General features: G+C 74.3%; 12 protein-coding genes and 1 pseudogene. 7 read left to right on the plus strand and 6 right to left on the minus strand.

What is annotated here, in order from left to right; all coding sequences use genetic code 11:
* Positions 1–61: 61 nt before the first annotated feature.
* A pseudogene (locus FHS39_RS23300) lies at positions 62–722 on the minus strand (DUF3000 domain-containing protein).
* Between the two features lie 90 nt (positions 723–812).
* On the opposite strand from FHS39_RS23300, the gene hemE reads away from it, so the two are divergent.
* Positions 813–1877 (plus strand): uroporphyrinogen decarboxylase, encoded by a 1065-nt coding sequence (gene hemE / locus FHS39_RS23305; protein ID WP_184351393.1) that lies wholly within the window; start codon positions 813–815, stop codon positions 1875–1877.
* Between the two features lie 3 nt (positions 1878–1880).
* On the opposite strand, the gene pcaG is transcribed toward hemE, so the two are convergent.
* From pcaG to FHS39_RS23325, 4 genes are read right to left on the minus strand one after another with little or no spacing between them, the layout of a single operon-like run.
* Positions 1881–2423, minus strand: a complete 543-nt coding sequence (gene pcaG / locus FHS39_RS23310; protein ID WP_184351394.1) for a protocatechuate 3,4-dioxygenase subunit alpha — start codon at positions 2421–2423, stop codon at positions 1881–1883.
* Between the two features lies 1 nt (position 2424).
* Complete coding sequence (gene pcaH / locus FHS39_RS23315) at positions 2425–3180, minus strand: protocatechuate 3,4-dioxygenase subunit beta (protein ID WP_184351395.1); 756 nt, start codon at positions 3178–3180, stop codon at positions 2425–2427.
* 54 nt (positions 3181–3234) lie between these two features.
* Positions 3235–4407, minus strand: a complete 1173-nt coding sequence (locus tag FHS39_RS23320; RefSeq protein ID WP_184351396.1) for a 4-hydroxybenzoate 3-monooxygenase — start codon at positions 4405–4407, stop codon at positions 3235–3237.
* A gap of 36 nt (positions 4408–4443) precedes the next feature.
* Positions 4444–5637, minus strand: a complete 1194-nt coding sequence (locus FHS39_RS23325; protein ID WP_184351397.1) for a thiolase family protein — start codon at positions 5635–5637, stop codon at positions 4444–4446.
* 112 nt (positions 5638–5749) lie between these two features.
* Between FHS39_RS23325 and hemG the strand changes: the two genes are divergently transcribed.
* Positions 5750–7180, plus strand: a complete 1431-nt coding sequence (gene hemG / locus FHS39_RS23330; RefSeq protein ID WP_184351398.1) for a protoporphyrinogen oxidase — start codon at positions 5750–5752, stop codon at positions 7178–7180.
* 10 nt (positions 7181–7190) lie between these two features.
* The gene (gene hemQ / locus FHS39_RS23335; protein WP_184351399.1) at positions 7191–7907 is read left to right on the plus strand and encodes a hydrogen peroxide-dependent heme synthase; all 717 of its coding nucleotides are present in this window, start codon (positions 7191–7193) and stop codon (positions 7905–7907) included.
* Between the two features lie 52 nt (positions 7908–7959).
* On the opposite strand, the gene FHS39_RS23340 is transcribed toward hemQ, so the two are convergent.
* Positions 7960–9519, minus strand: a complete 1560-nt coding sequence (locus FHS39_RS23340) for an alpha/beta fold hydrolase (protein WP_184351400.1) — start codon at positions 9517–9519, stop codon at positions 7960–7962.
* A 192-nt stretch (positions 9520–9711) separates the two neighbouring features.
* Between FHS39_RS23340 and FHS39_RS23345 the strand changes: the two genes are divergently transcribed.
* The 4 genes from FHS39_RS23345 to FHS39_RS23360 all read left to right on the plus strand — a co-directional run bounded on the left by FHS39_RS23345 (position 9712) and on the right by FHS39_RS23360 (position 14869).
* Positions 9712–10452 carry an NERD domain-containing protein gene (locus FHS39_RS23345; RefSeq protein WP_184351401.1) on the plus strand — a complete coding sequence of 247 codons (741 nt, stop codon included), beginning with the start codon at positions 9712–9714 and terminating at the stop codon, positions 10450–10452.
* Between the two features lie 159 nt (positions 10453–10611).
* The gene (locus tag FHS39_RS23350) at positions 10612–11829 is read left to right on the plus strand and encodes an imelysin family protein (protein WP_343069707.1); all 1218 of its coding nucleotides are present in this window, start codon (positions 10612–10614) and stop codon (positions 11827–11829) included.
* Positions 11826–13043, plus strand: a complete 1218-nt coding sequence (locus FHS39_RS23355; protein WP_184351402.1) for a Dyp-type peroxidase — start codon at positions 11826–11828, stop codon at positions 13041–13043. The genes FHS39_RS23350 and FHS39_RS23355 overlap by 4 nt, the downstream gene beginning before the upstream one ends.
* Positions 13040–14869 (plus strand): phospholipase C, encoded by a 1830-nt coding sequence (locus FHS39_RS23360; protein ID WP_184351403.1) that lies wholly within the window; start codon positions 13040–13042, stop codon positions 14867–14869. The genes FHS39_RS23355 and FHS39_RS23360 overlap by 4 nt, the downstream gene beginning before the upstream one ends.

Consider the following 14869-nt stretch of genomic DNA (forward strand, 5'->3'; position numbering starts at 1 on the left):
GACCGCGGGGGTGTGTCGGCGGAAGCCCCCAGCGGTGAGGTTTGAAGCGGGATTCGGCTGCTCAGCGGCTGTGCGGGCCCCGGCGCTGCGGCAGCGTCACGATCCCCGCGTCCGGCGTGCCGCCCGGCGGCAGCCCCGCGATCTGGCAGAGCAGATCGCACCACGCCGACAGATGGGCCGCCGTGTCCGGCACGCTCTGCGCCCCGGCGGCCCCGGGCTTGCCCGGCGCCGGGGACCACGAGGCGCGGATCTCGATCCGCGTCGAGGGCTCGCGCTCCTGCAGCCCCCCCGAAGTAGTGCGAGCTCGCGCGCGTCACTGTGCCGCTGGGCGCCGCGTACGGCACCCGGCGCGCCTCCAGCGCGCCCGTCAGCCAGGACCAGCACACCTCCGGCAGCAGCGGGTCCGCCGCCATCTCCGGCTCCAGGTCCGCGTGCACCAGCGTCACCAGGCGGAACGTACCGCCCCACGCCTCGTGCCCGGCGGGGTCGTGCAGCAGGATCAGCCGCCCGTCCGCCAGCTCCTCGTCGTCGACGACGACCGCGGCCTCCAGGGCGTACGAGTACGGGGCGAGCCGCTGCGGCGGCGGGGTGGCGTCCAGCTCGATCTCCGGGCGCAGGCGCACCCCTTGGAGCCCCGCGACCGCCTGCCGGAAGACGGACGGGGAGTCCTCCTCGCCCGCGTCGTCCGGACCGTCCGAGAGGTGTCCCTGCGCCGCTGCCATGCCCGGAAGACTAGGCTGAACGACCCGCGGTTTTGGGTAGGCACACCCACATGGGCGGGTCACTCGTTCGGCCCGTGCGAAGATTTGGGCATGAGTGAGCGCAGCCAGGAGCAGACGGGCCGCACCGCGGCACACGATTCGGCCTTCATGCGGGCCTGCCGCCGGGAGCCCGTGCCGCACACCCCGGTCTGGTTCATGCGCCAGGCAGGCCGCTCGCTCCCCGAATACCGCAAGGTCCGCGAGGGCATCCCCATGCTGGACTCCTGCATGCGCCCCGACCTCGTCACCGAGATCACCCTGCAGCCCGTGCGGCGCCACGGGGTGGACGCGGCCATCTTCTTCAGCGACATCGTGGTGCCGCTCAAGGCCATCGGGATCGACCTGGACATCAAGCCGGGCGTCGGCCCGGTCGTCGCCGACCCGATCCGCACCCGCGCCGACCTCGCCCGGCTGCGCGACCTGGAGCCCGGCGACGTCTCCTATGTCACCGAGGCCGTCGGCATGCTCACCGCCGAGCTCGGCACCACGCCCCTGATTGGCTTCGCCGGCGCGCCCTTCACCCTGGCCAGCTACCTCATCGAGGGCGGCCCTTCGCGCACCTACGAGCGCACCAAGGCCATGATCTACGGCGACCCGCAGCTGTGGGCGGACCTCGTGGACCGGCTCGCCGCCATCACCTCCGCCTTCCTGCGCGTCCAGATCGAGGCCGGCGTGAGCGCCGTGCAGCTCTTCGACTCCTGGGCCGGCGCGCTGGCCCCCGCCGACTACCGGCGCTACGTCATGCCCGCCTCCGCCCGGGTCTTCGACGCCGTCGCCGACTACGGCGTGCCGCGCATCCACTTCGGCGTGGGCACCGGTGAGCTCCTCGGCCTCATGGGCGAGGCCGGGGCGGACGTCGTGGGCGTCGACTGGCGGGTGCCGCTGGACGAGGCCGTCCGCCGGGTGGGTCCGGGCAAGGCGCTGCAGGGCAACCTCGACCCCGCCGTCCTCTTCGCGCCCCGCGATGCGGTGGAAGCCAAGACGGACGAGGTGCTGGCGGCCGCCCGCGGCCTGGAGGGCCACGTCTTCAACCTCGGGCACGGCGTGATGCCGACGACCGATCCGGACGCGCTGACGCGGCTCGTCGCCTACGTGCACGAGCAGACCGCGCGCTGACCCTCAGGGCCTGGCCGGCCCGAAGCGAAGGAAGACCGTCTCCGCCGTGCCCCTCAGCCGGACGTCGAACCTGTACGAGCGGTGCGGCCCCGGCTCCGGGGCCGCCAGCAGCGTGGCGCGCCGGTCCGGCGGCAGGGCGGCGAGCAGTGGATCGCCCTCGGGGAAGCGGAAGTAGACGCGCGTGAAGAGGTGCCGGACCAGACCCGGCACCATCAGGCACAGCGCCAAGTACGGCGCCCCGCCCGGCACCAGCGTGCGCAGCGCGTAGCGGCCGTCCCCGCCGGTGGGCACCCGGGCGAAGCCGGTGAAGACCCCGCCGTCGCGCCGCAGGCTGCCCGGTGCGCCCGTGAGCGAGCCGTCCGGGGCGGCCTGCCAGAACTCCAGCAGCGCGTCCGGCACGGGGGCGCCGTCGCCGTCGAGCACCCGGCCGTGCACGGTGACCGTCTGCGGATGCCCGGCCGGGGCGAGGTCGGCGCCGCCGGGGAAGGGCAGCGCGGTCCCGTGGAAGGGGCCGATTGTCTGTGCGGGCGTGGCCGGCAGCGTCATCTCAGCGTCCTTCCTCTGTCCAGGTGGCGTCCGGCCCGTCCAGCACGATGTCCCAGCGGTAGCCCAGGGACCACTCGGGCTCGTTCAGCTCCGGGTCGTAGACGGCCACCAGCCGCTCCCGGGCCCGTGCATCGGGGACGGAGTTCCAGATGGGGTCGTAGGGCAGCAGCGGGTCGCCCGGGAAGTACATCTGGGTCACCAGACGCTGGGTGAACGCGCTGCCGAAGACGGAGAAGTGCAGGTGGGGCGGGCGCCAGGCGTTGGGGTGCACGGCCGAGGGGAAGGGATAGGCGCCGGGCCGCACCGTCGTGAAGCGGTAGCGGCCCTCGTCGTCCGTCAGAGCGCGCCCGGCGCCCGTGAAGTTGGGGTCGAGGGGCGCGGCATGCCGGTCGAGCCGGTTGCGGTAGCGGCCCGCGGCGTTGGCCTGCCACAGCTCCACCAACTGGCCCCGCACCGGCCGCCCGCGCCCGTCCAGGACCCGCCCGCCGACCGTGATCCGCTCGCCCAGCGGCTCCCCGCCGTGCTGCCGGGTCAGATCGGCGTCGGACGGGCTCACATCGGCCGTCCCGAAGACCGGTCCGGTCAGCTCGACGGCCCCCGGGGCGAGGGAGAGCGGCACGGGCGGCTGCTGGGGTCGGCGTGCGATGCGGCCGACGTAGGGAGGGGCGAGGGGCCGCTTCCTGGAGGACAGGGGCCCGGCGGCCGCGCGGTCTGCCGGCTCGTCCCACGACTTCTCTGACGCTTCGGAGAGTGCCATGGCCAACACCTACCCCGGCGTGACCGCGGTGATCCGCGCGCGCCCGACGGCGCGTCAGACGATGGGCATCCCCGCATAGTTCTCGGCCATCTCGGCCGCGGCCGCCGTGGGCCGGGTGAGGCGGCGCAGCCGGGTCAGCTGGATCCGCCGGTCGTATGCGTCCGCGTCCGGCGCCCGGTGCAGCAGCGTCGTCATCTCGTGCGAGAAGTACACCGCCTGCCAGACGCGGCGCAGACAGTTCTCCGAATAGCGGTCCAGGAGGGCGGTCGAACCGCTCATATGCCAGTGGGTGAACGCGCGGGCCATGGTGACCACGTCCGCGAGCGCCAGGTTGAGCCCCTTCGCCCCGCTCGGCGGCACGATGTGCGCCGCGTCCCCGGCCAGCAGCAGCCGCCCGTGGCGCATCGGCTCGATCACCTGGCTGCGCATGGTCGTCACGGACTTGGCCAGGACCGGCCCCCGGTCCAGCCGCCAGCTCCCGGCGGCCAGCCGGACGTCCAGCTCGTCCCAGACCGCCTCGTCGCTCCAGGCCTTTGGATCCGTGCCGTTGGGCACCTGGAGGTACAGCCGGGAGACGGCCGGGGAGCGCATGCTGTGCAGGGCGAAGCCCCGCTCGTGCGCCGCCAGGACCAGCTCGTCGGAGGAGGGCGCCACGTCCGCGAGCACCCCGAGCCACGAGTAGGGGTACGTGCGGGTGTGCAGCCGCACCCCGTCGGCGGGCAGCGCGCGCCGGGAGGCGCCGTACGAACCGTCGCAGCCCGCCACGTAGTCGCACTCCAGGGTCTGTTCGCGGCCGTCCAGGTCGAAGCGGACGACCGGCTGCGCGCTGTCCGCCTTCTCCACGGCCACCACCCGGGCGCCGAACAGCAGCGGCGGCCCGTCCGTCAGCTGAAGGGCGATCAGATCCCGGACGATCTCGGTCTGCGGATAGATCGTCACCGTCCGCCCGCCGGTCAGCGACGGCAGGTCCACCCGGTGCGAGCGGCCCTCGAAGCGCAGCTCGAAACCGGAGTGGATCAGGCCTTCCTGCTCCAGCCGGTCGCCCGCCCCGCACTCCTGCAGCACGTCCACCGAGCCCTGCTCCAGCATGCCCGCCCGCTGGCGCCGCTCCACGTAGGCCCGGTCACGGGCCTCCAGGACCACGCAGTCCACCCCGGCACGGTGCAGCAGCCGGGCGAGCAGCAGACCGGCGGGGCCGGCCCCGATGATGCCGACGGTGGTGCGCATGCGGGCTGCCCCTTCCGCGAGGGTGTCGTACGCCGGTCAGCGTTCCAGTACCAGTGCCTGGCCCTGTCCGACACCGATGCACAGTGCCGCCAGACCCGTACCGGACCCCGCCGCCGCGAGCTGGTGGGCGAGCGAGCCCGTCAGCCGGGCGCCGGAGCAGCCCAGAGGGTGGCCGATCGCGATCGCGCCGCCACGCTGGTTGACGATGCCGGGGTCGAGGTCGGGCCATTCAGCCAAGCATCCCAGGGCCTGCGCGGCGAAAGCCTCGTTGAGCTCGAAGTGTGTCAGGTCGGCCCAGCTCCGACCGGCTTTGGCCAGCGCCCGCCGGACGGCCTCGACCGGGCCGAGGCCGTAGAGGTCGGGCTCGATCCCGGTGACCGCCGAGGCCCGCACGCGCGCCAGTGGCTCCCGGCCCGTCTCCCGCAGCCCTTCCTCGTCGCAGAGCAGCAGCGCCGCCGCACCGTCGTTGAGCGGCGAGGAGTTGCCCGCGGTGACCGTGCCGCCCTCCGCGCGGAAGGCGGGCTTGAGCGCTGCCAGGGCCTCGGCCGTGGTGGTGTCGCGGATGCACTCGTCGCGCGCGAGGCCGGCGCCGGGCACCGGCACGGCCTCCGCGTCGTAGGCGCCGTCCTTCCAGGCCCGCGCCGCCTTCTCGTGGCTGGCGAGGGCGAAGGCGTCCTGCTGTTCGCGGGTGATGCCGTGCCGGTCGGCGATCAGCTCGGCGCCCTCGCCGAGGGAGACCGTCCAGCGCGGCGGCATGGCCGGGTTGGTCATCCGCCAGCCGAGCGTCGTCGAGTACAGCTGCTGGTGGGCCGCCGGGTAGGCCCGCTCGGTCTTGGGCAGCACCCAGGGCGCGCGGCTCATCGATTCGACGCCGCCCGCGACGACCACCGAGGCGTCGCCGAGGGCGACGGCCCGGTAGGCCTGGACGACGGCCTCCATGCCGGAGGCGCACAGCCGGTTGACGGTCGCACCCGGTACGGACACGGGCAGCCCGGCCAGCAGCACCGCCATCCGGGCCACGTCGCGGTTCTCCTCGCCCGCCCCGTTGGCGTTGCCGTAGACCACGTCGTCGATCCGGGCCGGGTCCAGCGCGGGCGAGCGGTCCACCAGGGCCCGCAGGACGTGCGCGGCGAGGTCGTCGGGGCGTACGGAGGCGAGGGCGCCGCCGTACTTGCCGACCGGGGTGCGGACGGCGTCGACGATGTACACATCCCGGATGCGGTCGCTCATGGGGTCTCCGTAAACGTTCGGATGATCGTGTGCGCGCGAGTCTCGGCGGGCCGCCCGGCGCTGTCAATGGGGTGCGGGCGGGGCCGCGGCGGCCGTTTGAGAAAGTGGGGGCATGAGCGCATCGCGGACTTCTGGGCGGCACGTGGTCGTCATCGGTGGCGGCATCTCCGGACTGGCGGCGGCCCTCCGGCTGCTGGAGGGCGGCGCGCGCGTGACCGTCCTGGAGGCCTCGGACCGCGTCGGCGGCAAGCTGCTCGTCGGCGAGATCGCGGGCGTGCCCGTCGACCTGGGGGCCGAGGCGATGCTGGCCCGCCGCCCCGAGGGGGTCGCTCTGACCCGCGCCGCCGGGCTCGGCGACAGCCTCCGGGAGCCGGCGGCCACCGCGATGCTGTGGAACCGCGGCGAGCTCAGGCCGCTGCCCAAGGGCCACATGATGGGCGTGCCCGGCGACCTCGCCGAGCTCTCCGCCTCCGGTGTGCTCTCCGCCGAGGGGCTCGCCCGGATCGCGCGCGACGAGGAACTGCCCCCTACCGAGCTGGGCGAGGACGTCGCGATCGGCGCCTACGTCGCGGAGCGGATGGGCCGCGAGGTCGTGGACCGGCTGGTGGAGCCGCTGCTCGGCGGCGTCTACGCGGGCGACGCCTACCGGATCTCCATGCGGACGGCGGTGCCGCAGCTCTTCGAGGCCGCCCGGGCGCACGGCACCCTGACCGGGGCCGTACGGGACCTCCAGGCGCGCGCCGCCGCGCGCCCGCAGTCCGGCCCGGTCTTCGCCGGCATCGACGGCGGTATCGGGCGGCTGCCGCTCGCGGTGGCGGAGACGCTGCGCGCCGGCGGCGCGCGGATCCTTACGGGCGCCCCCGTACGCACCCTCGTGCGCACCGCGCAGGGCTGGAGCGTCGCGACCGACGCCGAGACCCTGGCCGCCGACGCCGTGGTGCTCGCCGTCCCGGCGCCGGTGACGGCGCGGCTGCTGTCGTCCGGCGAGCCCGCCGCCTCGGCCGCGTCCGCCGAGCTCGCCACCGTCGCCTACGCCTCCATGGCCCTGGTCACCATGGCCTTCCGCCGCTCGGAGGCCGAGCCGCTGCTGCACGGCAGCGGCTTCCTCGTGCCGCCCGTCGACGGGCGCACGATCAAGGCCTCGACCTTCTCCAGCAACAAGTGGCGCTGGAACGCGGACGCCGATCCCGATCTGTTCGTGCTGCGTACCTCGATCGGGCGGTTTGGTGACGAGGACGATCTGAAGCGCGAGGATTCCGAGCTGGTATCGATGTCGCTCAAGGATCTCGGCGACGCCGTGGGCCTCGCGGCGGTCCCGGTGGACAGCCGGGTGACCCGCTGGCACGGCGGGCTGCCGCAGTACCCGGTGGGTCACCTGGAGCGGGTCGCGCGCATCCGGGAGCACGTTTCCCGCCTGCCCGGGCTGCGCGTGTGCGGCGCCGCCTACGACGGGGTGGGCATCCCGGCCTGTATTTCCAGCGGGCAGCGCGCGGCCGACGAGGTACTGGGCACCCTGGCGCGGAGCGCCGGGGACGAGGAGTGAGAATAGGGACATGACTGACGCCCCCGTGAAGACCCCGAACGCCGGCAAGAAGGCCAAGGACCTCAACGAGGTCATCCGCTACACCCTCTGGTCGGTGTTCAAGCTGCGCGACGTGCTGCCGCAGGACCGCACCGGCTACGCGGACGAGGTCGAGGAGCTCTTCGCGCAGCTCGCCGAGAAGGACGTCACGGTGCGCGGCACCTACGACCTGTCGGGTCTGCGGGCCGACGCCGACGTGATGATCTGGTGGCACTCCGAGACCTCGGACGCCCTCCAGGACGCGTACAGCCTCTTCCGCCGCACGAAGCTCGGCCGGGCGCTGGAGCCGGTGTGGTCCAACATGGCGCTGCACCGCCCCGCCGAGTTCAACAAGTCGCACATCCCGGCGTTCCTCGCGGACGAGACGCCGCGCGACTACGTCAGCGTCTACCCCTTCGTGCGCTCCTACGACTGGTACCTGCTGCCCGACGAGGACCGTCGCCGCATGCTCGCCGACCACGGCAAGATGGCCCGCGGCTACCCGGACGTGCGGGCCAACACCGTCGCGTCCTTCTCGCTCGGCGACTACGAGTGGATCCTGGCCTTCGAGGCCGACGAGCTCTACCGCATCGTCGACCTCATGCGCCACCTGCGCGCCTCGGAGGCCCGCATGCACGTCCGCGAAGAGGTGCCGTTCTACACCGGGCGGCGCAAGGCCGTGGCGGAGCTGGTCGAGGGTCTGGCCTGAGCGGTCGCGGCGGCCGCGCCCCCGGGCTCGCCTGAGGCGCGAGCCGGCCGCGTCAGGCCGTTGCGCGGGGTTCCGGGCGGGGGCCGCAGTAGACGCGTCGGGCCGGGAGCTCGCCGCCCACCAGGTAGTTGTCCAGGTAGCGGTTGACGCACGCGTTGGGGCCCGCCCCGATGCCGTGGTTGCCCGCGCCCCGTTCGGTGACGAGCGAGGAGCGGGCCAGCCTGCGCTGGAGCTCCAGCGCCCCCTTGTACGGGGTGGCCGCGTCCCGCTCGGCGGCCAGCAGCAGCGTGGGCGGCAGCCCGGCCCGCCGGTCCGCGCGGATGTCGGCGGGCCGCTGTCGCGGCCCCTGCCAGAAGGCGCACGGCAGGTTCATGAAGGCGTTGCTCCACGTCTCGAACGGCGCCCGCTCGGCGAGCCGGTCGTTGTCCCGGTTCCACACCGACCAGGAACGCGGCCACGACGCGTCGTTGCACTCGACGGCCGTGTAGACGGCGTTCTCGTTCTCGGCGGCCCACGCCGACGCCGCGTCGGGCGCGGCGAGCGCGAGCAGCGGCGCCTCGTCGCCGTGCAGGAACGCGGCCAGGGCGCGGGCGTCGCGCGCCCAGTAGCTGTCGGAGTAGCCCGACTTGAGGAAGGCCCCTTGGAGCTGCGCGGGCCCGACGTTGCCGCCCGCCGCGCGCCGGGAGAGCCGCCGGCTCACCTTCTCGTACGAGCCCAGCACCTGCTGCGGCGTACGGCCCAGGTGGTAGGCGGAGTCATGCCGGGCCACCCAGCGCCGCCAGTCGCCGAAGCGCCGCTCGAAGGCGGCGGACTGTTCGAGGTTGTTGCCGTACCAGATCTTGCGCGGGTCGGGGTTGACCACGGAGTCGAAGACCATGCGGCGCACGTGCCCGGGGAAGAGCGTGGCGTAGAGGGCGCCGAAGTAGGTGCCGTAGGAGGCGCCCATATAGGTCAGCTTCTGCTCGCCGAGGGCGGCCCGCAGCACATCGAGGTCGCGGGCGTTGTTGAGGCTGGTGAAGTGGCGCAGTGAGCCGCCCGCCTTGCGGGCGCAGCCCTGCGCGTAGGCCCGCGCCTCGGCGATCCGCTCCTTCTTGTACGCCGCCGAGGGGTGCTCCGGTGCCTGGGTCGGCCCCTTGACGTAGGAGGCCGGGTCCACGCAGGACAGCGGTGCGGAGCGGCCGACGCCGCGGGGCGCGTAGCCGATGATGTCGTACGCATCCGCGATGTTGCGCCAGGCGGGGAGGCGGGCGACCAGGGGGTAGAACATTCCGTTGCCGCCGGGCCCGCCGGGGTTGAGGACGAGGGCGCCCTGCCGGGCAGAGCCCTGGGCGCGGGCGCGGCTGACGGTGAGGCGGATGTGCCGGCCGCCGGGGTGCGCGTAGTCCACGGGTACGGAGAACGTGCCGCACTCCACCGTGGAGGGCAGCTGCTCGACGGCCGGGCAGGCGCCGAAGTCGATGCCGGCCGCGGCGGCCTGCGCCGCGGCCACCGCCACGCCGCGCGCCTCGGCGACGCCGCCCGGGACGAGGGCGGGGGCCGCGGCGACGGGGATTCCGGTGAGCCCGCTGAGGACCAGCGATCCGAGGGTTCCGTACAGGGCTGCTGTTCTCACTGGTCTTATCCCTTCATATGCAATACGGCAAAAGGGATAATTGGTCCGGCAGTTGGTGAAGTAAAGCACCGAGGTCCGATGTCGGGCGGGAATGCCCCCGAAGAGCGCCGGGGCCCCGCCGACCGGCGGGCATGGACGAGCCCCGCGGCCGGGGGGTGCCGCGGGGCTGTATGAGGTTCAACGGGCACCCGAATGGGTTGGTTCCCGCACTTCTGCGGCAATATGGCGGTGGGGGTGATGGGCATGGGGGAGCGGCCGGCGGCGAAGAAGGGTGCGAACGGAAAGCGCTACGACCCCGAAAGGCTCTTCCTGCCCCCCGACGACGACCTCGCCCCCAACAGGCCCGGCGAGACCCTGCGCGCACGGCTCGACGCCTCCCGCACCGGACGGGCGGGCCTGTTCTTCGCCCGGCTGCTCGGCCGCAGGCCCGTGGAGGACGCCTGGCGCCGGAAGCTCGCGGCCGAACAGCTCGTCGGAGCCGCCCTGGACGGGCTCGCGGCGGCGGGCTGGGAAGTGGTGCACTCGATCGAGCTGCCCGGCGACGCCGTCATATCCCACCTCCTGATAGGCCCCGGCGGCGTCTTCTGCGTCCTGGCCGAGCAGACCCGCAGGGCGGCCGTGCGGCTGGACGAGACGGACGTCCGCGTCACCGGCGACGCCCGTCCGTACCCCTATGTCCGCAAGGCCCGCCAGAACGCGGCGCGCTGCTCGCTCGTCCTCACCCGCGGCTGCGGCTACCCGGTGCGGGCCCGGCCGGTCCTGGTGCTGGTGGGGGCCACGGAAGCGGACGTGCACGCCGGGCCGGAAGACGTCAGCGTGCTGAGGGAGGAGCAGCTGCACGAGCTGGGCACGCTGGGCGGGATCCTGCATCCGGACCGGGTGGACCGGATCCACACGGTGGCGCGCAACCGGAGGGCCTGGCTGGCGGCGTGAGCGGCACGTTCCTCATGTGACGTGGCGTCAGACGGGTGAAGTGCGGGCCGCCTTCCGGGCGGTGCCGGGGTGCGTGGCGCGGATGCGCGAGGCGCGCTGCGTAGGGTCCCCTTGCGGGCGGGTCACCCGCCCGCAGCCGAGACCACAGGGAGGCGCGCCGTGCCGGGTTCCGGGCCCAGCCCCCGCTCGCCGCGCGCCTCGGCCGTGTGCGGCGCCCTGCTGGGCGCGGGCGCGCTGGCCCTGGCCCTCTGGGCGTATGGCTCCCCGGACCGCGGCCCCGCACCCCCGGCCGCGCCGCCCGCCGACCCACTGCCCCGGACCGCCGTCGAGGTCTCGCCCGGCGCGTGCGGCCGCGGATGGTCGCGGCCCCGGCCCGGTCTCCAGGCCTTCGCCCTGCACAACACCTCCGGCACGGCCGCCGAAGTCCGCCTCCAGGACGCGCGCTCCGGCGCGGTGTACGGCGAGACCGAGGACGTCGCGCCGGGAACCACCCGCGTCCTGCGGGCTCGGCTCGGCAAAGGCACGTACGCCTTTGTCTGCCTGCACGACGACGCCGACGCCGTCACGGGACCCACCGTACGGATCGCCGAGGGCGGCGGCAGCGGCCCCGCCGCCGTACCCGTCACCTCAAGGGACTTGATCCCGCCCGCGCTGGACTACCAACGCCGGATCGCGCGGCGCCTGGACGACCTGGTCGCCCGGACCGCGGCCCTGCGCACGGCCGTCGACTCGGGTGACCGCGCCGCGGCCCGGCGCACCTGGCTCGCCGCCCACCTGGCGTACGCGCGCATGGGCGCCGCCTACGGGGCCTTCGGCGCCGCGGCCGACGCCGTGGACCGCACGACCGCCGGCCTGCCCGGCGGGGTGCACGACCGGCACTTCACCGGCTTCCACCGCATCGAGTACGGCCTGTGGCACGACACCGACGCCCCGGGCCTGCGCCACGCCGCCCACCGGCTCGCCGCCGACGTCCGCACCCTGCGCGAGACCTGGCGCCACACCCGGATGGACCCGGCCGACCTCGGACGACGCGCCCACGAAATCCTGGAGGACACCGAGCGCTTCGAGCTCACCGGCCGCACCGACTACGGCAGCGGCACCGGCCTCGCCACGGCCCGCGCCAACCTCGACGGCACCGACGAGGCCCTCGACCGCCTCCGCCCCCTGCTGCGCACCCGCTACCCCGGGCTGCCCGCCCTGGACCGGAGCCTGGCCCGCACCCGGCACACCCTCGACCGCCAACGCCGCGGCGGCACCTGGCCCCCGCCCGCCCGCCTGCCCCGCGCCCGGCGCGAAAGGCTCGCCGCCGACATCGGCGACGCGCTGGAGCGCCTCGCCTCCGTCGCGGCCGTCTGCGACGTCCGGAGAGCGGCGTGAGGCGCCCCGCCGTCACCCCCCTGCACCGACGCGGGTTCCTCCGCGGCGCCGCGGCCGGCCTCGGCACCGCGGCAGGCCTCGGCACAGCCGCCGCGGCGGACGTCGCAGACCGCGCGCCGCTCACCGCCGTGCCCTTCCACGGGAAGCACCAGGCCGCCGTGCTCACCCCGCCCGCCCGCGCCACCGTCCTCGCCGCTCTCGATGTCACCGCTGCCGACCGCGCCGAACTCGCCGACCTGCTGCGCACCCTGACCCGGCGCGCCCGCTTCCTGACCGACGGCGGAATGCCGCCCCCGGCCGGCATCACCGCGCCGCCCCCCGACTCCGGCATCCTCGGCCCGCGGGTCCCGGGCGAGGACGCCGTCCGCATCACGCTCTCCGCCGGGGCCTCGCTCTTCGACGACCGCTACGGGCTCGCCCCCCACGCCCCGCGCCTGCTGCGCACCATGCCCGCCTTCCCCGACGACGACCTCGACCCGGCCTGGTGCCACGGCGACCTCGCCCTCCAGCTGTGCGCCGACAACACCGACACCGTGCTGCACGCCCTGCGCGACCTCACCCGGCACACCCGGGGCGGCATGCAGATCCGCTGGCGGCTCGACGGATTCACCGGCCCGCCCCGCCCCACCGGCACCCCCCGCAACCTCTTCGGCTTCAAGGACGGCATCGCCAACCCCGACGTCCGCGACGCCCGCCTGATGAGACGTCTGGTGTGGACCGACACCGGCGGCAGCCACCTCGTCGTCCGGCTGATCCGCATGCACGTCGAGTTCTGGGACCGCGTCACCCTCGCCGAGCAGGAGCGGATGCTCGGCCGCAGCCGCGACACCGGCGCACCGCTGGACGGCGACCACGAAACCGACACACCGCGCTACGCCCACGACCCCACCGGCGAGGTGATCCCCCTGGACAGCCACATCCGCCTCGCCGCCCCCCGCACCCCGGACACGGACGGCCAGCAGCTGCTGCGCCGCTCCTACAGCTACGACCGGGGCGTGGACGCGGGCGGCAATCTCGACATGGGGCTGCTGTTCTGCTGCTACCAGCGCGACCCCGAGCGCCAGTTCGCGGCCGTGCAGAAGAGGCTGGCGGGTGAGCCGCTGGCCGACTACGTCACCCCGTTCGGCGGCGGCTACTTCTTCACGCTGCCCGGCGTCCGGGACGGCGCGGACTGGTACGGGCGCGCGCTGCTGGAGGGGGTGAGCGGCCCATGAGAGCACGGGTGACCAGCGGGGTGCTCCTTGCCCTCGCCGCCGCCTGCGGAACGCCGCCCCCGGCAGGCGCGGCGGCACCCTCGCCCGAGGCCGTCGCGACCGCGACCCCCGTCACCCACCTGGTGGTCGTCTTCGACGAGAACGTCTCCTTCGACCACTACTTCGCCACCTACCCCCAGGCCGCCAACACCGACGGCACCCCCTTCACCGCTGTCCGCCACACGCCCGCACGCGTCGACAACCTGCGCACCGCCGGGATGCTGACGGACAACCCCAACGCGTACACGCCCCGGCGGCTCGGCCCCGAGCAGGCCCTCACCTGCGACCAGAACCACTCCTACGGCCCCGAGCAGTACGCCGCGAACGACGGCAAGGCCGACCGGTTCGTGGAGAACACCGACTCCGGCAGGTGCTCCGGCCACCTTTTCGGGGAGCCCGGTCTGGTCATGGACTACTACGACGGCAACACCGTCACCGCGCTGTGGAACTACGCCCAGCACTTCAGCATGAGCGACCGGTCCTTCGGCACGACCTACGGCCCCTCCACACCCGGCGCGGTCAACCTCGTCTCCGGCCGGACCCAGGGCGTGTACTCCACCGACCCCGCCTCCGGCACCCAGACGCCGAAGCGGACCGCGAAGCCCGACGCGTACGCCGTGGTCGCGCCGGACGCCCAAGGGGTGGGCACGCTCGTCAACGACCCCGAGCCCGCCTACGACGACTGCTCGGGCAAGGACCACACGGGCAAGAGCGCCCTGGCGGCGCTCCAGGGGCGCAACATCGGCGATCTGCTCAACGACAAGGGCGTGAGCTGGGGCTGGTTCCAGGGCGGCTTCCGGCCGAGCACAGCGTGGGACGGCAAGCCGGGGCACTACGCCACGTGCTCGGGCACCACACACGCCAACGTCGGCGGCGCCCAGGTCATCGACTACGTGCCGCACCACGCGCCGTTCCAGTACTACCCCTCCACAGCGAACCCGCACCACCTGCCCCCGGCGTCCCCCGCCGAGATCGGGCACGCCGGGCGCGCCAACCACGCCTACGACCTCGCCGACTTCGACACCGCCCTGCGCGCCGGACGGCTGCCGTCGGTGAGCTTCCTGAAGGCACCCGCCTACCAGGACGGGCACGCGGGCTACTCGGACCCGCTCGACGAACAGCACTTCCTGGTGGAGTGGCTCAACAAGATCCAGGAGTCGCCGCAGTGGGCCGACACGGCGGTCGTGGTCGCCTACGACGACTCTGACGGCTGGTACGACCACGCCTACGCCCGGCCGTCGAACGGCTCCCGGCTCACGGTCACCGGCTCCCGCAAACAGCCCATGGACAGCCCGGCGTGCCAGGCGGGGCCCGCCCCGGCGGACGGCCGCTCGGGCCGCTGCGGGCCCGGGCCGCGGCTGCCGCTGCTGGTGATCTCGCCGTACAGCAGGGTCGACGCGGTGGACCACACGCCGACCGAGCAGACGTCGGTGCTCCGCTTCATCGAGGACAACTGGCACACGGGGCGGATCGGCGGCGCGTCGTTCGACGCGCGGGCCGGGTCGCTGGACGGGCTCTTCGACTTCGACCGTCCGCACGAGGAACGGGTGTTGTTGAACCCGGACGGGTCGGTGCGGTCCGTCTCGCGGGAGGCGCCGCGGCCCGTGGCGGCCGTCCCGGCGGCTTCCGGGCCGCAAGGTGCCTCCCCCGGCAGGCTGCGGCCCGAGCCCGCGCGAGGCGTGCCGCCGGCCGTGACGGTGGGGCTGGTGGTGACGGGAGCCGTGGTCGGGTGGCTGGTGGCGGCGGCCGTCCGGCGGTTCATTCCCCGCTCCCGGCCTTCGCCGTGA

This window comes from Streptomyces olivoverticillatus (assembly GCF_014203555.1).
Classification (GTDB): domain Bacteria; phylum Actinomycetota; class Actinomycetes; order Streptomycetales; family Streptomycetaceae; genus Streptomyces; species Streptomyces olivoverticillatus.